General features: G+C 55.3%; 28 protein-coding genes. All 28 read right to left on the bottom strand.

Annotated features, from left to right (window positions below; genetic code table 11):
* Positions 1 to 103: 103 nt before the first annotated feature.
* The 28 genes from MTP37_RS05455 to MTP37_RS05585 all read right to left on the bottom strand — a co-directional run bounded on the left by MTP37_RS05455 (position 104) and on the right by MTP37_RS05585 (position 17,598).
* Positions 104 to 358, bottom strand: a complete 255-nt coding sequence (locus MTP37_RS05455) for a hypothetical protein (protein WP_097772604.1) — start codon at positions 356 to 358, stop codon at positions 104 to 106.
* Between the two features lie 10 nt (positions 359 to 368).
* A complete protein-coding gene (locus MTP37_RS05460) occupies positions 369 to 2,339 on the bottom strand; it encodes a phage terminase large subunit family protein (protein WP_242960383.1) in 1,971 nt (656 codons plus the stop codon).
* A complete protein-coding gene (locus tag MTP37_RS05465; RefSeq protein WP_097772602.1) occupies positions 2,290 to 2,862 on the bottom strand; it encodes a hypothetical protein in 573 nt (190 codons plus the stop codon). The genes MTP37_RS05460 and MTP37_RS05465 overlap by 50 nt, the downstream gene beginning before the upstream one ends.
* A gap of 145 nt (positions 2,863 to 3,007) precedes the next feature.
* Complete coding sequence (locus MTP37_RS05470; RefSeq protein ID WP_179859159.1) at positions 3,008 to 3,169, bottom strand: hypothetical protein; 162 nt, start codon at positions 3,167 to 3,169, stop codon at positions 3,008 to 3,010.
* 15 nt (positions 3,170 to 3,184) lie between these two features.
* The gene (locus MTP37_RS05475; protein ID WP_227613371.1) at positions 3,185 to 3,448 is read right to left on the bottom strand and encodes a DUF6275 family protein; all 264 of its coding nucleotides are present in this window, start codon (positions 3,446 to 3,448) and stop codon (positions 3,185 to 3,187) included.
* A 61-nt stretch (positions 3,449 to 3,509) separates the two neighbouring features.
* Positions 3,510 to 4,037, bottom strand: a complete 528-nt coding sequence (locus MTP37_RS05480) for a ParB N-terminal domain-containing protein (protein WP_097772601.1) — start codon at positions 4,035 to 4,037, stop codon at positions 3,510 to 3,512.
* Positions 4,024 to 5,172, bottom strand: a complete 1,149-nt coding sequence (locus MTP37_RS05485) for a phosphoadenosine phosphosulfate reductase domain-containing protein (protein ID WP_097772600.1) — start codon at positions 5,170 to 5,172, stop codon at positions 4,024 to 4,026. Before MTP37_RS05485 ends, MTP37_RS05480 begins: the two co-directional genes overlap by 14 nt.
* Positions 5,163 to 5,849 (bottom strand): ParB/Srx family N-terminal domain-containing protein, encoded by a 687-nt coding sequence (locus tag MTP37_RS05490; protein ID WP_249238487.1) that lies wholly within the window; start codon positions 5,847 to 5,849, stop codon positions 5,163 to 5,165. Before MTP37_RS05490 ends, MTP37_RS05485 begins: the two co-directional genes overlap by 10 nt.
* A complete protein-coding gene (locus MTP37_RS05495; protein WP_097772598.1) occupies positions 5,846 to 6,847 on the bottom strand; it encodes a hypothetical protein in 1,002 nt (333 codons plus the stop codon). The genes MTP37_RS05490 and MTP37_RS05495 overlap by 4 nt, the downstream gene beginning before the upstream one ends.
* A gap of 446 nt (positions 6,848 to 7,293) precedes the next feature.
* Positions 7,294 to 7,689, bottom strand: a complete 396-nt coding sequence (locus MTP37_RS05500; RefSeq protein ID WP_143405745.1) for a Rossmann-fold NAD(P)-binding domain-containing protein — start codon at positions 7,687 to 7,689, stop codon at positions 7,294 to 7,296.
* A gap of 210 nt (positions 7,690 to 7,899) precedes the next feature.
* A complete protein-coding gene (locus MTP37_RS05505) occupies positions 7,900 to 8,064 on the bottom strand; it encodes a hypothetical protein (RefSeq protein WP_179859160.1) in 165 nt (54 codons plus the stop codon).
* Positions 8,061 to 8,627 carry a hypothetical protein gene (locus MTP37_RS05510; protein ID WP_143405744.1) on the bottom strand — a complete coding sequence of 189 codons (567 nt, stop codon included), beginning with the start codon at positions 8,625 to 8,627 and terminating at the stop codon, positions 8,061 to 8,063. Before MTP37_RS05510 ends, MTP37_RS05505 begins: the two co-directional genes overlap by 4 nt.
* On the bottom strand, positions 8,596 to 8,859 hold the full coding sequence (locus MTP37_RS05515) for a hypothetical protein (RefSeq protein WP_097772595.1): 264 nt from the start codon (positions 8,857 to 8,859) through the stop codon (positions 8,596 to 8,598). The genes MTP37_RS05510 and MTP37_RS05515 overlap by 32 nt, the downstream gene beginning before the upstream one ends.
* A complete protein-coding gene (locus MTP37_RS05520) occupies positions 8,856 to 9,254 on the bottom strand; it encodes a hypothetical protein (protein ID WP_097772594.1) in 399 nt (132 codons plus the stop codon). Before MTP37_RS05520 ends, MTP37_RS05515 begins: the two co-directional genes overlap by 4 nt.
* Positions 9,251 to 9,559, bottom strand: a complete 309-nt coding sequence (locus MTP37_RS05525; RefSeq protein WP_249238488.1) for a hypothetical protein — start codon at positions 9,557 to 9,559, stop codon at positions 9,251 to 9,253. Before MTP37_RS05525 ends, MTP37_RS05520 begins: the two co-directional genes overlap by 4 nt.
* The gene (locus MTP37_RS05530; RefSeq protein ID WP_015563562.1) at positions 9,540 to 9,758 is read right to left on the bottom strand and encodes a hypothetical protein; all 219 of its coding nucleotides are present in this window, start codon (positions 9,756 to 9,758) and stop codon (positions 9,540 to 9,542) included. The genes MTP37_RS05525 and MTP37_RS05530 overlap by 20 nt, the downstream gene beginning before the upstream one ends.
* On the bottom strand, positions 9,751 to 9,879 hold the full coding sequence (locus tag MTP37_RS13120) for a hypothetical protein (protein WP_015563563.1): 129 nt from the start codon (positions 9,877 to 9,879) through the stop codon (positions 9,751 to 9,753). The genes MTP37_RS05530 and MTP37_RS13120 overlap by 8 nt, the downstream gene beginning before the upstream one ends.
* A 3-nt stretch (positions 9,880 to 9,882) precedes the next feature.
* Entirely contained in the window at positions 9,883 to 10,227 is a 345-nt protein-coding gene (locus tag MTP37_RS05535) for a hypothetical protein (protein ID WP_249238489.1), read from the bottom strand.
* Entirely contained in the window at positions 10,224 to 11,780 is a 1,557-nt protein-coding gene (locus MTP37_RS05540) for a ParB/RepB/Spo0J family partition protein (RefSeq protein ID WP_249238490.1), read from the bottom strand. Before MTP37_RS05540 ends, MTP37_RS05535 begins: the two co-directional genes overlap by 4 nt.
* A 25-nt stretch (positions 11,781 to 11,805) precedes the next feature.
* Complete coding sequence (locus tag MTP37_RS05545) at positions 11,806 to 12,699, bottom strand: N-6 DNA methylase (RefSeq protein WP_249238491.1); 894 nt, start codon at positions 12,697 to 12,699, stop codon at positions 11,806 to 11,808.
* 3 nt (positions 12,700 to 12,702) lie between these two features.
* The gene (locus tag MTP37_RS05550) at positions 12,703 to 13,416 is read right to left on the bottom strand and encodes a hypothetical protein (protein ID WP_249238492.1); all 714 of its coding nucleotides are present in this window, start codon (positions 13,414 to 13,416) and stop codon (positions 12,703 to 12,705) included.
* A gap of 24 nt (positions 13,417 to 13,440) precedes the next feature.
* Positions 13,441 to 13,950: a hypothetical protein gene (locus tag MTP37_RS05555; protein WP_249238493.1), complete on the bottom strand. Its 510-nt coding sequence runs from the start codon at positions 13,948 to 13,950 to the stop codon at positions 13,441 to 13,443.
* On the bottom strand, positions 13,947 to 14,270 hold the full coding sequence (locus MTP37_RS05560; protein ID WP_249238494.1) for a hypothetical protein: 324 nt from the start codon (positions 14,268 to 14,270) through the stop codon (positions 13,947 to 13,949). The genes MTP37_RS05555 and MTP37_RS05560 overlap by 4 nt, the downstream gene beginning before the upstream one ends.
* 1 nt (position 14,271) lies before the next feature.
* Positions 14,272 to 15,024 carry a hypothetical protein gene (locus MTP37_RS05565; RefSeq protein ID WP_249238495.1) on the bottom strand — a complete coding sequence of 251 codons (753 nt, stop codon included), beginning with the start codon at positions 15,022 to 15,024 and terminating at the stop codon, positions 14,272 to 14,274.
* A complete protein-coding gene (locus tag MTP37_RS05570; RefSeq protein ID WP_249238496.1) occupies positions 15,021 to 15,581 on the bottom strand; it encodes a 3D domain-containing protein in 561 nt (186 codons plus the stop codon). The genes MTP37_RS05565 and MTP37_RS05570 overlap by 4 nt, the downstream gene beginning before the upstream one ends.
* Positions 15,578 to 16,168 carry a hypothetical protein gene (locus tag MTP37_RS05575; RefSeq protein WP_249238497.1) on the bottom strand — a complete coding sequence of 197 codons (591 nt, stop codon included), beginning with the start codon at positions 16,166 to 16,168 and terminating at the stop codon, positions 15,578 to 15,580. Before MTP37_RS05575 ends, MTP37_RS05570 begins: the two co-directional genes overlap by 4 nt.
* Positions 16,165 to 17,037: a DnaD domain protein gene (locus MTP37_RS05580; protein ID WP_249238498.1), complete on the bottom strand. Its 873-nt coding sequence runs from the start codon at positions 17,035 to 17,037 to the stop codon at positions 16,165 to 16,167. The genes MTP37_RS05575 and MTP37_RS05580 overlap by 4 nt, the downstream gene beginning before the upstream one ends.
* A gap of 12 nt (positions 17,038 to 17,049) precedes the next feature.
* Positions 17,050 to 17,598 carry a single-stranded DNA-binding protein gene (locus tag MTP37_RS05585; RefSeq protein ID WP_249238499.1) on the bottom strand — a complete coding sequence of 183 codons (549 nt, stop codon included), beginning with the start codon at positions 17,596 to 17,598 and terminating at the stop codon, positions 17,050 to 17,052.
* Positions 17,599 to 17,602: the final 4 nt, after the last annotated feature.

Here is a 17,602-nt window from a genome sequence, read left to right on the forward strand (position 1 = left end):
GTAATCGCCTCCGTAATTTTCAAACTAAGCGGGCTGGCTGGGGAAAGGAGTAAAAAGCAGCCAGCCCGCGGCAAAGGCCCTTTCGGGCCGTCACCCTAAAGGATCACCAATCGCGCGGGATAACGGAGAATGCCTTGCGGGCACTCTGGCCGTTCAGCAGCGCGGTCAGTTCATCGACCTTTTCCTCGGCATCTTTGATCTCATCGCTGAGCTTGCCGAGGTCAAGACGTGTGAGTTCCCGGTCGTCCAGACGGTAGCTTTTCACGCCACCGGAAAGCAGCTTGTTGTAGGCCACATACAGGTTATCAAGCCGCTTCGTGTGGAACTCCAGCCGCTTTTTGATGGTCACGGTATCCATAACTCACACCTCACCAGTCGTCTAAAAAGTTCTCCCGCCTCCGGCCGGGGGACGGCTGGGGACGGGAGACGGGTTGTTGAATATTTATCACCGGGGCTGCCGGTGCCTCTGGTGCCTTGCCGCGCAGCCTTTTCAGCGCCCGGTCGATGGCATCAAGGTCTTTCGGCAGCACCTTGTAGGCCGCTATGGCATAGTTTCGGCAGTCAAGAGGTTCGTTTCGCTCATGGCCGGAGATTTTATCCCATTGCCACGGGTTGCGGTGGCCCTCTTTGTATATCAAATGCTCTGACAAGAGGCCGTTGAAGTAGCCGAGGCCGTAATCGTCCCGGCGTGGGAAGTGGCAGTACCGAGGGCCCGGCTCCTGCACTTTCAAATCGTCCATGATGATTTGCTTGCCAGCGTCAACGCCCAACTGGTACTGCCAGCACATCCCGATGTAGCGGTTCTGCACCGTGATTTTTACCTGCTTTGGCGGGCCTGTGAACGGCCGGTCGGAGCCGGGAAAGCCCTTGATGCAGAAAACCTTTTTGCCGATGCGGTCATGGCAGCGCTGGCGCACCTCTTGGGTGAAATGGCCGCCCTCGTCTACAAATTTGATGGAAACGGGCAGCTCTAGGCCGTCAGCGAATTTCAGCTTGCGGTCGAAAACCAGCTCGTCCAGTTGCTGCCAGACCTCGTCACTGTCCGGGCGGCCAGAGATGATGCCTTTTTCGATGCCCCATGTTTCCCCGAAGTGGCCGAAGCCCACGATCTCGTACTCCATGCGGTCGTCCTGCGTATCAACGCCAGCGGTCAGCACCAGCACACCATCCGGCAGTTCCGCAGGGTATTCCTCCCTGCGGCCAAGCATGGTGTCCTCGTCCTGCACATCGCCGCGATCTTCCCACAGCAGCCCCAGACGGGTGTTGTAGACAACCTGCATCTTCTTGGTATCGCCCAGGGCATTCAGGTATTTCAGCACGGTATCTTTCCATGCTGCCCACTGCGAAACAAAGCTGTTCAGCCAAAAGCTGCGGATACCGTTCTCATAGGCGGCGGGATTTTCCGCTTGCCAGTGAGCTGGTGCCCGCTTCATGGTCACTTCGTCCGAAATGCAGGCGCACTCCGGGCAGAGATACCACACGTCCTTGACCTTGTAGGTTTTCTCTCCGTGGGTTTCGATGGTGTCATACTCGTACCGAATATCTTCCCAACGCAGTTCATGGAATCCCTTGCAGTGCGGGCACTGGGATACCCAGCGCTCCATCGTGCCCTTGACGTAGGACTTGGCAATGGCACTGTGTCCCTTGATGGTGGGTGTGCTGACTTCCACAGCCTTTGCGTTGTAGAAAGTGGTCTGCCGGGCCATTGCCAGTTCCCAAGGGTCGCCCTCTGTGCCGGCACTCACTGCCCAGCGGTCACGCTCGTCACCCAGCACATAGCGGATGGGCTTTGATGCCAGAGCGTGCGCCTCGGTAGATCCGCACATGGTCAGGATGCCGCCAGGATAACTTTTCTGCAAAATCGTGTTGCCGCTGTCCCGGCTCTTTTTCTCCGCGACCTTGGCCCGCAGTGTAGGGCAGTCTCGTATCATGGGGGCGATACGGAGCTTGCTGTACTCCTTGGCATCCGTCATTTGGGGATGGATGAAAAGAATACTGCCGGGGTCAACGTCAATGGTGCGGCCTATGACATTGTTTTCAAACTCCGACTTGCCGACCTGTGAGGACGCAACGACAACGATATGATGGATGCGCGGGTCGGAGAATGCGTCCATGATCTCCACCAGATAGGGCGTGCGGCTGTTACGCCAGCGGCCCTGCTCGGCAGACGCTTCCGGGGACAGGACGCGGTTTTGTGTGGCCCACTCGCTCACGGACACATTGGGCGGGGGCCGGATAGCTGCCACCAGCTTTGACACCAGAGCATTCAGACGGTCAACCGCTGCATTCTCACTCATCGTCGTCACCAGCCAGCTTTTCAGCCCACGCCTTGCGTTCACGGACACGGGCCTCATACTTTGCCGGGTCGTAACGGAACATGGCGATTTCCTCGGCTATCTGATTCACCTCGCCACGCATATACTCTGCCACCTCTGCCGGGTCAGATAGAGCAGCCGCATTGATGGCAACACGGCTGGGCAGCGCCATCAGCGCACCCCGGACGGTGTAGATAAGCTCAGAGGTCATAGCGGCCACATCCTCACTGCGGTGCATCTGCCCGGACAGCTCTTTTGCCTCAGCTTGAGCGATTTTCGCTTTGCTGGCTTTGAGCGTAGCTTCTGCTTTCTGCTTGATGTGGTCCAGCTTTTTGGCCTCTGCCGCTTCCTCTTTGGTCAGCCCGCCACGGGCAGTGCTGGCATTGTAGGCCTGCACTGCGTCACCAAGGACAAATTTTCCTCGACTGACGGTGGTGAGCACCCCATCCTGTGTGAGCTGCTGCACCCTGCGGTTCGTGATGCCCAGCACGGCGGCCAGTTGGGTGGTGGTCACAGTCATGTCAGCAACTCTTTCTTTTGTCGGCATTCAGAAACCACCTCCTTTTTTTGTAAAACTCTTTGGAAAATCACAGCGAAGTCATTATACAAACCGTAACGAAATGACTGATTTTTCCCTCACTAACTAGCTTGGTTTCGGGGTCGTCGAGCCCGCTCAGTGTGGGGCACCCCCGTCACAGTACCTTTTCGTCACCGAACGAGCCATCGTCGGCCCGCTCCTGTCCGCTGTTGGGCGGATGCAGAAAGGCTTCGACCACAGCAGGGTCATACTCGATGGTACACTCGATGCTGTCCATAGGGACGCTGGGACAGGCGTATACGGTTACGGTGTTCATGGTGTCGTGCTCCTTTCAGCAGGGAATGCTCACGCTTTGAATCTTCCTATAGGCATCCAGACGCAGCTCCTTCTTGTCGCCGTCGTAGGTTGCCTCGTAGTACATACAGTCAGGGACGGTGGTGGACAGCCAAGCCTTGTTGTTCTGAAGGGTGCTGCCGCACCAGAGTACGCACACGTCTTTCACGCCGATCTTCTGGAGATGTGCCAGCTCAGCGTTTGCATTATAGAGGCTGGCGACGGCAGCAATGGCGGATGCCACAAAATCATAGTAGTCCATAGTGATGATTCCTTTCCTCGAGATAAAGCCCCTGCCCGCATGAGCGCTGGCAAGGACGATTTCATACGCTGCGGATGACCTGAGCCTTGGAGTATGTGTCGTGGCCCTTGGTCATCATGTTCAGGAACTCGTCTTTGGTAAAGCCGGACAGGCGGAAGATTTCTTCGGGCTTCATGCCCAGCTGCTTGCCGATTTCCTCCACGGTCTTGCCCTCGTCAATGAGTTTCTTGACAATGGCTTTCATCGGCTCCAACAGGTGGGTGCCACGGGCACGGTTGTGGGTTATGGTGCCGTACACGTCGGCGCTCTCGTCGCCGTGGTGGTCTACGACTACGACCGGCACTTTGCCGCCCAGCAGGGACAGCAGCGGCTCCCGGCCCGATACAGTCCAGCGATGGAAGCCGTCAATGATGGTGCCGTCAGGGCGTACCACGATGGGCAGTGTCCAGCCGTTGGTCAGGATAGACTGGATAAGCAGCTTCAGGTTTTCCTCGCTGACCTTGTTGGGGTTGTAGTCGTTGGCGTGAATAGTGTTGCGGTCTACCCACTGGAGGGATGCCAGCGGGGCGAATACATCAATGCTTTCCATGGTTCTGCTCCTCCTTGATGCGGGCGTTGTGGTCGTTGTAGATGGTGGTCCAGAGAATGCGCAGGATACGCATTTTGGGGTCTCCGTACAACAGGCCCTCGTACATGGTCTTGTAGTGCTTCTGCTCAGCGATGCCGTAGGTCTTGATGAACAGGCCACGCCAGTGCTCGATGTGGGACAGGGTGTCCTTGGCGATGGTGTAGCGCTCCGGGTGCAGGAACAGAAGGTCTTTGCAGAGGGCTTTATAGTCCTTTTTCTCGGATTCTTCTTCCAGCTCCCCGCGCTTGCGGGTGGTGCGCCGGAACATTTCAGAATCCCAGTAGAGCAGAACGAGGTAGGCATTGGGTTCTCGCCGCTGGATGCGCTCCCACAGGTCGTTGTCCGTTTCAGCTATCCAACGGAGGCCCTGTGTGCCGCAGTCACCGAAGAATGCGCACAGCCGGAGGGCATTCTTTCGGACACCCGCCTCATAGAGCCTCATGTAGATCTCAGGAAATTCAAGGTTTCGCTCCTTGATGTACAGCCACACATCGGAGTCCTTCCAGTCGTAGATGGGATAGAACTTGCCGCCGCGGGTGATGCGCTCCATTTTGGTGTTGGCAATGCACTTGAAGCGGGTCAGGCTTTCCGCCGTACGCAGACCGACAAGCTGGATGCCGTCAGAAAACGCCTTGGAGCAGAACGTCTGGTAGTTCATTTCCCCTGCATAGTGGAGGTAGGGACTGTACATGATGGCAAAATCGGGCGGTTTGCGCATCCAGACATCTTCCTTGCCCGGCTCCCACGTTATCCACGATTCGGAGCTGGACAGGTGGTCAATGACGGACACCTGCTTGAACGGCAGGCAAAACCACAAGAATTTTGCGCCGACCGACAGGAAGTTGCGCCGCCAGCGGTATGCTGCATCGACCATCGAGGGGTAAAGCCCCTCCTCGTCGATGAACGTCACCGTCAGCTGCTTGGGGTCCAGCTCACCGGAGAGAATCATTTCATAAACGAGGTTGGCCATGCACAGGCTATCCTTGCCGGAAGAAAAGCTCAGGTAGATTTTGCAGCCGTTGGCGAACACATTTCGGATGCGGATCTTCGCAGCCTGCAACACGTTCAGGTTGCTTTCCACTACTTTCACAGGCATATCAGCTCACCACACTTCGGGCAGCGGATGTACCGGTGCTGCTCTGCGCCGCTGGCCGCCTCAGGAACAGCGGTTTCCGGCTCGGTAGGTGTAGACACCTCCAACACCGGGGAGGACTGCTGCGGAGGCTCGGAGACGGTGGACACGGGCTGTGGGTCGGGCGGCGCTACCGGATAGGTAGGCGCTGTTGCATAGGGGACGTGTTCCTCATTCTGCTGGCGGTTGATGGACGAAATCTCGCTCTCCGGGAATTCTCCGTAGGAGCCAATCATTTCGTCCGCTTCATCCTCGGTGCTGTTCAGCATTTCCAGCAGATCGGCATCCCAGCCCGGGACATCCACATCACCGTCCAGCTCCTTGACCAGTTCCTCGATGGCATCCACATCAGTGAATCCCAGCTCATAGACCTTGTTGTCGGCCATCATGAGCTTTTTCTTCTGAACATCGGTCAGGCCGACCATGACATAGCAGTCACAGGTTTCCCGGCCCATGCGGAGTAGCGCTTCATACAGACCGTTACCGGCGATGATCTCACCGTCCTCGGCCACGACCAGCGGCTTGACCTGCCCGAACATTTCAATGCTGCGGATGTACTCGGTCAACTGCTTCTCGGAATGCCGGCGGATGTTGTGGGCGGGCTTGTGCAGCTCGGACAGCTTCTTTACCGTGATTTTCATCGTGCATCCTCCTTTCGGTCAGAAACGAGGTGCAGGACCACGGAGGCCAGCAGCACAAAGATGATGATGTACACCCGAAGCTCACTCATCAGCGTCCAGATGCCCATGACACCCAGCGGGATCACGAGCTGCCACGAGGTAACAGTGAGCACGTCAATGAGAAAGCCGATGTTCTCACCGAACACCAGATACTCCGAATAGAGGTAGGTGGACAGCGAGGACAGCGCAATGATGGTGATCAGGATAGCCTTGAGCGTGTTCAGCAGTGGGCTGAAATTGACCCATGTGAGCAGCGCAGCCAGCACCATGTAGACACCGAACATCACGCCAGCCAGCACAAAGGACTTTTTCATGTTGCCGTGCTGGGTGCCATCTTCATTTTTGTCGTTGTAGGAGAACAGCGAGTAGTAGTACGGATAAGTGAACGGGCCGGGCAGCAGCAGGAAGCCTTTGTAGAGGCCCGTCTGGATACCGGCAGCAGTCAGGCCGGGGTCGATGTTGACGAATGCACCGTGGGTGTATACCAGCGCGGCAATGACAACGACTGCCAGCAGACCGTAAACAACCACCCATGAAAAGCCATCAGACAGGACGTTCCGAATCATGCCCTCTTTCAGAAGCATAAACAGGAACACAAGGCAGGTGCCGTAGACAATCAATGTGCCTCCGGTGGTGCCGATCGGCGTGTCGCCGAAGATCTCATAGATGCCGGACATCTGCGTCCATGTCTGGAACACGGTCAAAAAGCCGATGAAGTAGAACATCACCTTGCTCTGCATGATGCGCCGGACGGTCGGGATGTACTCCGCAAACAGACCGAAGAAGATACAGGCCAGCGAGTTGAAAACCGCCCAGATGATAGCCGCAGCAGCGCCGTTGTTGATGGCCAGCGTGCGGAAGTTCATCAGGGAGCCGACTCCTGCCCATGATGCAACGATGGAACAGGCGTAGAAAATGGTGGGGTTTGCCTTGAATTTTGCCTTGATTTTCTGATACATGGAAAATCTCCTTCTTTGTGACTGGGCACGGCGAAATGCCCAGCTGCAGCACCTCGGCTTTTCGGGGTGCTACGGTGATGCCGCACGCAAAGGAGCAACGTGCGGCCCGGAATCCTCCTTTCAGGCAATAAAATAGCGGCACCCACCGGGAATGGTGAGCACCGCTTGGCTTGATTTGAATTTTGCATCCTAATCATATCACTCGGAGCGTCCGTTGTCATCTGAATCCATCGGTAAGCTTCGGCATCCATCCGAAACCATCCGACAACGTCCAACAGCGAGTGAAACCATCCCCTTGATTCTCAACGATTTCCACTTTGAATTCAACTTTTCAGGGGGGAAAAGTTAAATTCATTTCAATTTTGAGCTGATTTTGTGTGGATTTCTGATTTGAATTTCAGTTTTGGGGCAAAAATAAAAAGCCCCGCAAATGCAGGGCTTATCGGTCAGTTTTTGTTGAGGTAGTTGTATGCCATCCGGCTGACCCCATCTTCGGTATATCCTTTTCCCAGAACTCCGGCAACTTCGGCCCATGAGTAGCAGCGGATAAACCGCAGTCTGAAAACCAGATACATCCGGGCATCCACAATGCTCTTGCAGTAGGCCTCGACTTTGGGCTTTTCCTGTGCTGCCAGTTCTTCCAGCCAGCGGATACGCTCGTCCATGTCAGCCAGCTCTACGGCCAGATCTCCGACTTTATCCCGAACACCCGGCGTGTGGGGCATCCCGGTCAGTTGTGGGGAGGCGGGAGTGATTCTTTGCCGCAGTCTCTCCAAGGCTTCACGGTCTTTTTCGAGGGTCATTTGGATGTCATAGTACTTGGACAATTCCTGTAATGTCACAACCTACCTCCGTCATAATTCAGCTACCGTCTTTCGGCGGCGCCTCTATTATTTTATCACATTTTGCTGTCGGAAGGTAGACCGGAAGTCCACAAATTATGTGGTCTGCACCAATTTTGCACAGGCCGGGCACAGTATATGTCTGGCCCTGGGCATCAGTGCGCTGGATGGACGGTTCAAGGGGTATGTAGTTCTCACAGGACAAGCAACTCATTTTTTCCCGCCCCCATCATCCTCATGATATTTAACGCCGGACAATGCCGGAATCAAAAAGAACCAAAGCGCTCTCAGATCTCCTGTGACGTGGATTGCGGTTGACACCGCCAACCCCACTGAAATCCACTCCGCTGCATAGATAAGCGCAACCCATTTCATTCAGGCACCTCCTGTCTGCCGTTGCCAAAACTCCGGGCAAATACCGCCCGTTGGATAAAGTCCACATCCTCTGCAATAGACCGTACCGATGAATTATCAGAGCGGATTTCAAAGGAGCGGAGAATGAAGTGCTTCAAAGTGTCCAGACTGTAACCTGCGATCGACTTCCCGAAGAATGCGGTAAGGATTTCAATAATGGTTTCCTCATGCCGGGCGAACTCGCATCCATAGACTTTGTGTTCAGGAATAAAAGACACCCAGTAGGTAAACCGAGACTTATCGTGACCGGCTTTCAGGTCAAGGCAGCGGGTTTCGGTTTGCAAGTAGCGGACTGCTCTATCCGTTATCTGTTTTAGCTCCTTTTCTCCAATGGTGCAGCCGTCCGGGAAAAGTTCTTCCATGAATTGGAGAAAAAGCTGTTCGCCATTGGCACAATCGAACACGTCATGCCATGTGGCAGCCCATTCGGACATTGCTTCTCTTTTTTCAAAGAGAATTGTGCAGGCCAGTCTGACAAAGTTGGCCGGAGATTCAACCATGAAATGCAGTCGTTCCGTTGTCATATTCAGCCTCCATACACGCTTTCTTGCAAGCCTCGCATTTCTTGTACGGCTGCTCAAGCCAGCAGTCGAACAGCAAGCATTTGGGCTTTCTGTATTCCGGCGGAGCCTTTCGTCCATGGGTTTGAGTACGAAACGTATGGTACTTGCACACCTCTTTGCCCCAAAAATCTCCGCCGAATTCGCAACTTTCACGACCCGGCGAAACCTCATGCTTAACTGTGATGGTTTTCATTTTTTCACCTCCGGCGGCTCCAGCAGCGGAGCCCACAGCTTCACATGCCCGTAGTGGCCATCCTCTGCACGGTGGCCATCCTCAATGTGCCACGTCCCGTTTTCGACCCAGCCTTTCATGGTGTGGCCGCTCTCGCAGCACACCCATACGATGTCGCTTATCACGGCGCAGTGCTTTTCGCCGGCGCATTCCCAGCTTTCTTCATGGGCGATTGGCGGGTTCTTGGCATCATGCCATGACATCTGGCGCACAAAGTCAACGACCATCTGGCTGGCCTCGTGCAGGGCTTTGGCAGCAGCGTCTTTGCCTTTGAAGCCGTTGTAATATTCAATCTCGGCCAGAGCGTCCAAATCCGTTGCCGGGTCGATGAGGCGGCAGGCTTCCTCAAGGGTCATTCGATGTACCTCCGCTTGTCCTTGTCCCAGTGCAACGTGATGGGATTGCCGCACTTGCAGGGGATGGTGATTTCCAAATCCTCGATGTTGGTCTGGCCTTTGGCGTGCAGCCCGCAGCACCCACACTCAAACTCATAGTGGGCAAGCCCACGTTCAAGCGAGATCGTGGCCCCGCAGCGGCAGCCGATGGACATCTGCGAAACGTGGAGGTATGTACCGAACTCCTTACCGCAGCAGGGGCAGCGCAGCCGCAGCAGCCCCCGTGCGCCGACTTCCGGCGGGCGGTTATTCCTGTTCTTCCTCATGGGAGGCTCCTTTCTGTGTCTGGAAATGAATCACTTCACGGAAAAGCAATTCGTTTTTCTGCTCTGATTCGGCCATGAAGTTGATATACTCCCGGAACAGAGCACGGTCGTGCTGCTGGCGGCTGGTTTCGCCCAGCAGCGCCCCGATGGACACGCCAACGGCCAGCAGCGCAATGTTGATGAAAAACTGGTCAGGCATCGGTATCACCCAGCACTTTCTCGATGAGGTCAAAGACCATTTCCCGGTCTTCGGTACTCAGAAAGTCGGCAGCCACAATTTCAAATTTGAGGCGGTCTGCATATTCTTTTAAGTCGTCCATGGGTTACTCCTTTCCCAGTGCGGCGAGGATCTCGTTGCCCTTGTCCATCAGTTCATCCCGCCGTTTTTTCTGCTCAGCCTCCAGCTTTTTCATTTCCGCCTGATACTTTTTCAGGGTTCCCGGCCGGAAATTCTTGCTCTGGCCCATGCGGATTTTTGCGGCAATTTTCTTGTGCTGCTGAACGGTCTGGCGCAGTTCGGTGTCCGTGGTCAGAATCTGGTAGCGATGGTGGCAGCCGGGGCAGGTGAAATACTGCACCATGTAATCGCCGCTCCATGTACTGCGGATGCCGGCTGTCTGGATGCTGAACGGTGTGCCGCAGCGGTCACACTTTACAAGGTCGGTCATTCGCCATACTCCTTTCTGCACAGCTGGAACGCATTGCAGTGGTCATCGCAAGTTTTGCAGCACTTGTCGCATTCAGGGTGAGCAGCTTTGCACTTATCGCAGGGCGTGTCAGCCTGGCTGCCGGAACCATACACCGCAAAAAGCTGGTGGGTGCCGTCTTGCAAAGCCTTTTCATCATCGGCCATTTCGTAACCGAGTGCAGCGAGCAGTTCATAGGTGCTGTCAAGGTCATCATTTTTGCGGTGAACGAACTTGCTCGCGCCTGTCGGCCCGTTCCATTCCGTGCTCCAATAACCCTCACGACTGCTGTCCGTTGCATCAAAAGCAACCGCCAGTAGAATCTTCTCCGGCTCGGTATCGTAAGCATTGAACATTTTCAGGGCATCTTCCAGTTCCGTGTCTTCCCGAATCTGCTCATCCAAACCGATGCCGAGCAGCCGCAACACGTTTTCGTCATCCTCCATGTGCCGATATTCGGTCAGAATCGGGGTGGAATAAGCCAAGATTTCCGGCAGGTGCTTTTTGCACTCCGCGGGAGTCAAGTCCTTCACGAAGTCCCATCGCAGCTCGTACATGAGCTTCGTAACAGCGGCAAACTGTTCTCTCGCAAGCTGCTCGGTGGCTCTTGCGGCATCCCTCGCCGAGTTGCTGGCATCCTCGGCTTCCGTATCGCGAGGTTTGTACAGGTCAATCTGATTTTCACTGACCTTATAGACATAAGCAACCTTGTCGGCATCTTCCGGCATGATGACTTCCTTTTTTGTGCCCCATTTGCCATACGCATTTACGTGTTCGTGTGTCTGGTAGGTGGCCTGCGGATCTTCCACGGCGAATTTTTTGAGCTGCTCAATCCATTCGGCCTTTTGGTGCTGCCATTTTTGCTGTTCCAGCGCATCCTGCATAGCCCTGTTGAAGTTCTGGGTGCCGAGGGTCTCCAACACCCGGTTTCTGGCTTCCAAGTCCTCGATTTTGTCCAGCTGGGCGAAGTCAGACAGGGTTGCACCGCGCTTTTCGGCTTTCTTGAAGCTGTCGTGGTTCAGTTCCAGCAGCTTGATACGCCGCCGAACGGTGGACTGTGAGAAGCCGGATTTGTCGGAGATCTGCTCCACGGTCTGCCCAAAGTCCATCATCATCTGGAAGCCCTGCGCCTGTTCGTAGACGGTGAGGTCTGACCGCTGCATATTCTCAACCATCATGGTCTGCATCTGCTCCCGCTCGTCCATCTCCACGATGGCGCAGGGCAGCTCGTACAGTCCTGCCTGCTGCGCTGCTGCTGCCCGGCGGTGGCCGATGATGATGGTGTAGTCCTCACTGGACCACACAGCCTTGGGTGTCCATGCTGCCGCTGCTGCGGCTGCATCCCCGCCCTCGTCAACGCACTTTGCGATGTACTCCCGGCTGTTGAGGTAGTGGCCGGGGATTACGGTCAAGTTCTGGTACACGCCGTTTTCCTTGATGCTGGCGGCAAGTTCGGACAGGTCGCCCAGTTCCTTGCGGGGGTTATCGGGGTGAGGGTACAGCTGCCGGATAGGGATGTAAGTAATGTCTGCCATAGGGATACTCCTTTCTTATTTCGGGTTAGAAAAACGTGAGCTGCCCGGTTTTGGTTTCGTTAAGAGGCTCGTTTTCCGGGGCTTTAGGCTCATTTTTGATAGATTTTTGCAAATTTGCGGGTTTAATATCGGTTTTTTCGATTTTTGCAGGTTCGCCTTTCGGTTCAAACAGCAGGTTCATCTGCGCTATCTGGCGGCGCATATACCACACATCGGTTGAGAAAAGCGGCATATACCAGATGCGGTTTTGTGGTCCTGCGGGCAGCAATCCGCGGCTGTCGTAGGCCGTTGCCGGGTTCACGAGTGTGTCACCGATGACTACATATCCAGCGCAGCCCATGAAGCTGCACTGGATGTAGCACATCAGCCCAACGATGAAGTCAATGTCTTGGGCTATGACAAGGACTTTGTTGTGGTAGCAGATATTCCGTCTTTTGCAGACGTTCAAAAAGGCAAGCAGCGTGGCCCCAGCACCACAGGCCGGGTCAGATACCGAGATGAATCCCTCCATGTCCGGGTGCAGCTTCGGGTCGAACGTAATCTCGGCCATGCAGCGGCACACATCGTAGGGAGTGAAGAACTGCCCGGCGTGGTCGTTGCCCAACTCGCACATCATGTACAGCGAACCGAGGAAGTCTTGGTCAGGATTCTGCTCCATGCCCATGATTACCTCAGCCAGCATTTCAACCATGCCGTCCCGCTCCTTGGCGGAGTATTTGGAAACGATGGTCTGATACATCTTAGTGCGCTCTGGGGCATTTACCTTGTCCGTGCTGTTCGAGATCTCGATGGCCGTCAGGGTGACAAAGTCCTCCCAAATCTCCCAGCGGCTGTGCTTTCCAGTCAGGCTATTGAAGATTTTGAGGAAGTTCTTCTGGTGGTCATCCCGGATGCTGCGGGTCACTGCTGCCTTTGCCATAGGTTACTCCTCCTCGCTGTCAGCAGCGGCGATGGTGTAGTGGCCGTTGGAGAACTCAATCACACCAGCGGATTCCATATCATCCAGCAGCGCAATGGCCTTTTCTGCGGTCACGCCTATCTGCTGCTCCAACATGGCCTGCGTAACGCCGCCGTTCTGCCGGGCAATCTCGGTGGCCTTGGTCAGTTCATCGGCTGCGGGTTCCTCCGCATCGTCCAGTTCCTCAGCATCAACTTCTTCCAGCGGTTCGGCCTCCCCGGGGAGATTCGAAGAATCAGGCTCATTTTCCCGGGGCGCATCCTGCTGCCCACCGGATTCCGGAATATCCGGCATTTTGTAGCCGAGAGCTGCCAGCTTTCCACCCTCGACCAAATCCCGGAAGAAGAACTGGAGCCAGAGGTAGTGCATATTCTTGAAGATGTTCTTGATTTTGTTGAACAAGGTGTCGGAGATGGTGAACGTCTTGCTCATGCGGTAGGTCAGGTTCCCATCCTTGACGGTGAACAGGATGGATGCACCCGGCGAGATGTAGTTGTCCTCGGATGCCTCCTCCAGCATCGACATCTGTTCACCAACGCCGCCCAACGGACGGATAACCAGCTTGATGGGGTATGCGTTCTTGATGAACACATAACTCAGGTTGTTGGCCTCGCAGATGCCCTTGAGTTTTTCACGGTAGACTGCGAAACGTGCGGATTCAGACAGAGAATTATCCATGATGAAGCTCCTTTCAAGTAGCTTTTAAGTAGTTGAAAATTTGTAGTCGTTCTCCCGGTTCTCGATGGCGGTCAGGCCAAGTGCGTAGGCTGCCCACACATCGGCCTTAAAGCCATAGAAGAAATCCGGCTTTTTCTTTGTGCCCTTGCCGTTTTTCAGGTCATGGGCTGCAAATCGGTCGATCAACGCCCGCCGGATGGCGGTATCGTTGGCTCTGCTGTCGTGGCAAATGTGCTTTTTCTCCTCGATGCGGCACAGCATTCGCACCGGGCATTGGTCGGAAAGAACTTGGTAAAAGCGACCGATCCAGACTGTAGTGTCGAAAACGTCCCGACCAACCGACATTCCATAGGATGCCACCATTTCGATGACCGCCCACCGCCAACCCTGTGCTCCGGCAGAGGAAAGCTTTTGCAGCAGCTCTGCATTGTCGATTTTTCCGAATTCCAGAGGGCGCAGGGTGCTGCGATCAATCACGCAGTAGCCAGACTGGGTGTTGCCGGGGTCGATAGCAATAATCGGACAGGCACTCACAGGTACGACCTCCCAAACTCTTGGATGAACCGCGCCTCTGGCCAGCCGTAATACTCCATGGCCTTTTTCTGCGCCCACTTTTTTAAGCGGAGATCGGCCTCTCTATTTGTATGTACGGCAGTCACGCCGTTCTGGTGGCACCAAGGGCAGAGGTTTGCCCACAGGCCAAGCCGCTTGCTCTTATCCCGGTACGGTCCGAAAAAGACTTCGTGCCGGGCGGTGCGATACCGCCCGCAAATCAGACAGGTGGGGCTCTTGCTGAGGATGCTGGGCGCATAGCCATTGCTGTCCAGCTTCTCGCCGTATTCATTTTGTGCCATATCAACGTCTCCTCCTACGTTCAAAAGACTGCTGGGAAACCTGCTGCATAATCAGCTGAACCTTGTTCTGCACACCCTGTTCGGCCAGTACGTTGACGGGCTGTGAGGTGGCACCGATGCGACCAAGGGTCTGTGCCCGGACACGCTTGATGAAATTCAGCTGCTGCTTACGGAACTCCTTGTCCACTTCCGCAGCATACTTGCTGCCATCAATATCAGAAACTTCCATTTCCGGGGCTTGCATAGCCTCCGCAGCGCAGCGGCGCAGCTTTTCCATCGCAACGTCCAGACCATCCTCATGCCCCCACTTGTTCAGTTGCTCATAGTTGGCATGGCTTTCCTTGCGCAGCCGTTCCAAGCGGTCTGGACCATAGTGCAGCACATCAATAACCGCCTTGGCGTAAACCTGCCAAGCAATTTTGGCAGCCCTGTCGCCAGCAATGCGGTACTGCTGCTCTTTGCGTCCACGAGGCAGTCTCACCATCGGGATTCGGTAGTCGGAAGAAACGTATCCAGCCAGCCAGCTTTCCCGGATGGTCTCTGCCTTGTCCTTGGAGGGTCTGCCGTAGGCATCCGGGGTCATAATGACTTCGGTGTTCTGGTTCTCCAACTCGTCAATTCTAGCTTTAATGCGCTCCAGTCTGGTCTTGCCGACACCGAACTCCTGATGCAGCGCAATGGTGGTGCACAAACCCACGATTTGTCCGACCGCCTGTCTGGTGTCGTCCATTTCGGTCTCAAACGGCTTTTTCACGGTTCAATACCTCCCGAAATAATCCAGACCCGGCGGGAGCCCCATCCAGACCAGCTTAGAGCCTCTGCATGGGTGTTTACCGCCACATCCAGCTTGTTACCTTTTACCGCGCTGCCAGTGTCCTGAACGACCCGGAGGCCTACGCCCTCGATATAGACCACTGTGCCGTAGGGCAGAACGCTGATGTCAGCAGCTACGGTCACGCCCGGCTGCACCTTTGCGCCGCTGGATGTGATGCCGTGCCCCTCGCCACAGATGTGGGCGTATTCCTCGGAACAATAGGCTGTGCAGCTGAACGCCCCGGCGTATGTAAGGGTCAAATCGGTCTGGGCGTTCAGTTCTGCGGTCAGCTTGTCTACCTCGGTTTGGAGTTGGTCAATGGTTTCATCACGTTCTCCGGCCATGCGCTCCCAGTTGGATGACTTGCTGGCGTAGATATCCCGCTCGGTCTCCAAATCGTTCACCCGCCGGGAGTAGGCCGTGCTTGTGAGGATGCAGCCAACCATCGCACACGAAACGCATACGATCAGGCTGTGGAATGGTCTTTTCGACCTCATGCCGTGCCACCTCCAATCTGTGCCGGGGCTGCGCCGCCGGGCAGAGCCGGGGGCTGCAAACTCTCAACCGGGGCATCCTGCACAGCCCGGTCGAAGCCCGGCCGGACGAACTGGCGCAGATCCGCGCTGCTGCGGCTGCTGAAAATCTCCGACAGGTCCGCCGGGGAACCAGCCCACCGCTGTACCACCATCGGGAGAGCAGCGAAGATTTTCGCGTTTTCCTTTTTGAAATCTTCGCCTTTCAGCTTGCGCCCATCAGGGGCAATGAATCCGCCGTGGGTCTGGTAGTACAGATTTGCCTCGATTTTCCGGGCAGCTGCCGCAGCCTGCGCCCAGAGGTCATTTGCCGAGGGCTGCTGGGCTGACAGCAGCTTTTTGATTTCAGCACACCAGTCCACAATCAGCTGGTTCTGGAATCTGCACTGTGTAAATGCCGTATACAGAGCCTTTTCCACAATCTCGTCCGGGATGGTGCCAAACGCCCGGATGTAGATTTGCGTGTCGGCCCTGCGCTCCTCCAAGCTGCGGGCGCGGCCGTAGTGGTCATCGATGACCACCAGCAGCTCACGCAATTTCGTATCGGTCATGTTGTCGAGCCTCCTAAAAGTTCTCCGAAAATTTCATCGTAGTCATCGGCAGCGGAACGCTTTGGCTGCTGACCCGCCGGGGGCTTACGCCGCTGGTCGCGGGCTTGCACATCACCAAGGGTTCTCACACCCTCGTTTTTCCATACTTTCAGGATGCCGTTGACGTAGGACCATTTGCGAACCCCGGCCAGAGCGGCCTTTTTGATGGCCAGCAAGATGAGGTCGTCCGTGAAAATCTCCCGCCAGCCCAGCAGGTCTTCCCGCGCTGCTGGTGGGAAACCTCCGAGATTGTCCTCGAAAGAGCGGATGATCTCAGCCAGCCCAGCATCGACGGTCGGACTATCGTTATCTCTTACTCTTTCTCTGTTCTCTATATCTTTATCTTTCTCTATCTCTTTCTCTGTAGGGACATTTTCACCACCATCAGTGGACACATTGTGTCCAGTTGTGTGTCCGGTGTCGTGTCCCGCCTGTAACTCCTTATTTGCAGCATTGCTACGAATTTTACGATTTTTTGCTGCCCAGTCGGTTTCGCTGCCAATCATGTTCTGATAATCAGAGATTGACAGAGTTCCGTCCGGGTTTTCAAAAATCAATCCGATTTGTTTATAAACGGTCAGAGCCAGACGGACGGTTGACAAAGGAAACCATTTGCATTCCCTCTGAATCTTTTCGGCATCGTAGGGGATGAGCATTTCTCCGATTTTGGAAACCAAACAACCGTTTGTGTTGATGGTCTTGAGGCACAACATTTGATAGAGAACAACATAGTTGGCACCATCCGGCTGGCTCATAAGGTAGTCGATTTCGTCCGAGGACATGAAACTATCTTTGAGCTTTATCCAGTAGTACCGTTTGCCAGTTGCCATCAGCGAACCTCCTTAGAACGGCAGATCGTCGGCATCGTCCAGAACTGAGAAATCATCGTCACTACCCTGCGAGAAGTTCTGACTGACCTGAACATTACCGGGATGATCGGACGCGCCATGCCATTGCTGGCGCTGGCTCTGGGTAGCAAAACCCATCTGCTGGGGCTGCGGCTGCTGGTTCCGGTAGGTGGCCGGTGGCGGGTTCGTCCCGCCATCATCCACGGGCCCTTGCTGGTTCTCCTGCTTCGGCCCCGCAAAATAGATGTTGTCCACCACAAACTCAATCGCCGTGCGGTTATTGCCGTTCTTATCCTCAAACTGCCGCGTCTGGCAGCGAGAATGAACCACAGCGGCGCTTCCCTTACGAAAGTACTTGCTGACGAACTCCGCCGTCTTACCCCATGCAGTAAAGGTGAGCCAGTCCGTAGGTCGGCGACCGTTGGCATCCACCATATCCCGGTCAACCGCCATACGGAAACTTGTCACCGTTTTTCCCGTCTGGGTGGTTCGCAGCTCAGGGTCGGCAGCAAGCCGCCCCTGAAAAGCGCAACTATTCAGCATTAAA

This window comes from Faecalibacterium sp. HTF-F (assembly GCF_023347535.1).
GTDB lineage: Bacteria > Bacillota > Clostridia > Oscillospirales > Ruminococcaceae > Faecalibacterium > Faecalibacterium wellingii.

Bases quoted from the DNA above. Each gene is read 5' to 3' on its own strand.
- MTP37_RS05455 (WP_097772604.1), bottom strand. From the start codon at position 358: ATGGATACCGTGACCATCAAAAAGCGGCTGGAGTTCCACACGAAGCGG.
- MTP37_RS05465 (WP_097772602.1), bottom strand. From the start codon at position 2,862: ATGCCGACAAAAGAAAGAGTTGCTGACATGACTGTGACCACCACCCAA.
- MTP37_RS05470 (WP_179859159.1), bottom strand. From the start codon at position 3,169: ATGAACACCGTAACCGTATACGCCTGTCCCAGCGTCCCTATGGACAGC.
- MTP37_RS05475 (WP_227613371.1), bottom strand. From the start codon at position 3,448: ATGGACTACTATGATTTTGTGGCATCCGCCATTGCTGCCGTCGCCAGC.
- MTP37_RS05480 (WP_097772601.1), bottom strand. From the start codon at position 4,037: ATGGAAAGCATTGATGTATTCGCCCCGCTGGCATCCCTCCAGTGGGTA.
- MTP37_RS05485 (WP_097772600.1), bottom strand. From the start codon at position 5,172: ATGCCTGTGAAAGTAGTGGAAAGCAACCTGAACGTGTTGCAGGCTGCG.
- MTP37_RS05490 (WP_249238487.1), bottom strand. From the start codon at position 5,849: ATGAAAATCACGGTAAAGAAGCTGTCCGAGCTGCACAAGCCCGCCCAC.
- MTP37_RS05495 (WP_097772598.1), bottom strand. From the start codon at position 6,847: ATGTATCAGAAAATCAAGGCAAAATTCAAGGCAAACCCCACCATTTTC.
- MTP37_RS05505 (WP_179859160.1), bottom strand. From the start codon at position 8,064: ATGAAATGGGTTGCGCTTATCTATGCAGCGGAGTGGATTTCAGTGGGG.
- MTP37_RS05510 (WP_143405744.1), bottom strand. From the start codon at position 8,627: ATGACAACGGAACGACTGCATTTCATGGTTGAATCTCCGGCCAACTTT.
- MTP37_RS05515 (WP_097772595.1), bottom strand. From the start codon at position 8,859: ATGAAAACCATCACAGTTAAGCATGAGGTTTCGCCGGGTCGTGAAAGT.
- MTP37_RS05520 (WP_097772594.1), bottom strand. From the start codon at position 9,254: ATGACCCTTGAGGAAGCCTGCCGCCTCATCGACCCGGCAACGGATTTG.
- MTP37_RS05525 (WP_249238488.1), bottom strand. From the start codon at position 9,559: ATGAGGAAGAACAGGAATAACCGCCCGCCGGAAGTCGGCGCACGGGGG.
- MTP37_RS05530 (WP_015563562.1), bottom strand. From the start codon at position 9,758: ATGCCTGACCAGTTTTTCATCAACATTGCGCTGCTGGCCGTTGGCGTG.
- MTP37_RS13120 (WP_015563563.1), bottom strand. From the start codon at position 9,879: ATGGACGACTTAAAAGAATATGCAGACCGCCTCAAATTTGAAATTGTG.
- MTP37_RS05535 (WP_249238489.1), bottom strand. From the start codon at position 10,227: ATGACCGACCTTGTAAAGTGTGACCGCTGCGGCACACCGTTCAGCATC.
- MTP37_RS05540 (WP_249238490.1), bottom strand. From the start codon at position 11,780: ATGGCAGACATTACTTACATCCCTATCCGGCAGCTGTACCCTCACCCC.
- MTP37_RS05545 (WP_249238491.1), bottom strand. From the start codon at position 12,699: ATGGCAAAGGCAGCAGTGACCCGCAGCATCCGGGATGACCACCAGAAG.
- MTP37_RS05550 (WP_249238492.1), bottom strand. From the start codon at position 13,416: ATGGATAATTCTCTGTCTGAATCCGCACGTTTCGCAGTCTACCGTGAA.
- MTP37_RS05560 (WP_249238494.1), bottom strand. From the start codon at position 14,270: ATGGCACAAAATGAATACGGCGAGAAGCTGGACAGCAATGGCTATGCG.
- MTP37_RS05570 (WP_249238496.1), bottom strand. From the start codon at position 15,581: ATGAGGTCGAAAAGACCATTCCACAGCCTGATCGTATGCGTTTCGTGT.
- MTP37_RS05575 (WP_249238497.1), bottom strand. From the start codon at position 16,168: ATGACCGATACGAAATTGCGTGAGCTGCTGGTGGTCATCGATGACCAC.
- MTP37_RS05580 (WP_249238498.1), bottom strand. From the start codon at position 17,037: ATGGCAACTGGCAAACGGTACTACTGGATAAAGCTCAAAGATAGTTTC.
- MTP37_RS05585 (WP_249238499.1), bottom strand. From the start codon at position 17,598: ATGCTGAATAGTTGCGCTTTTCAGGGGCGGCTTGCTGCCGACCCTGAG.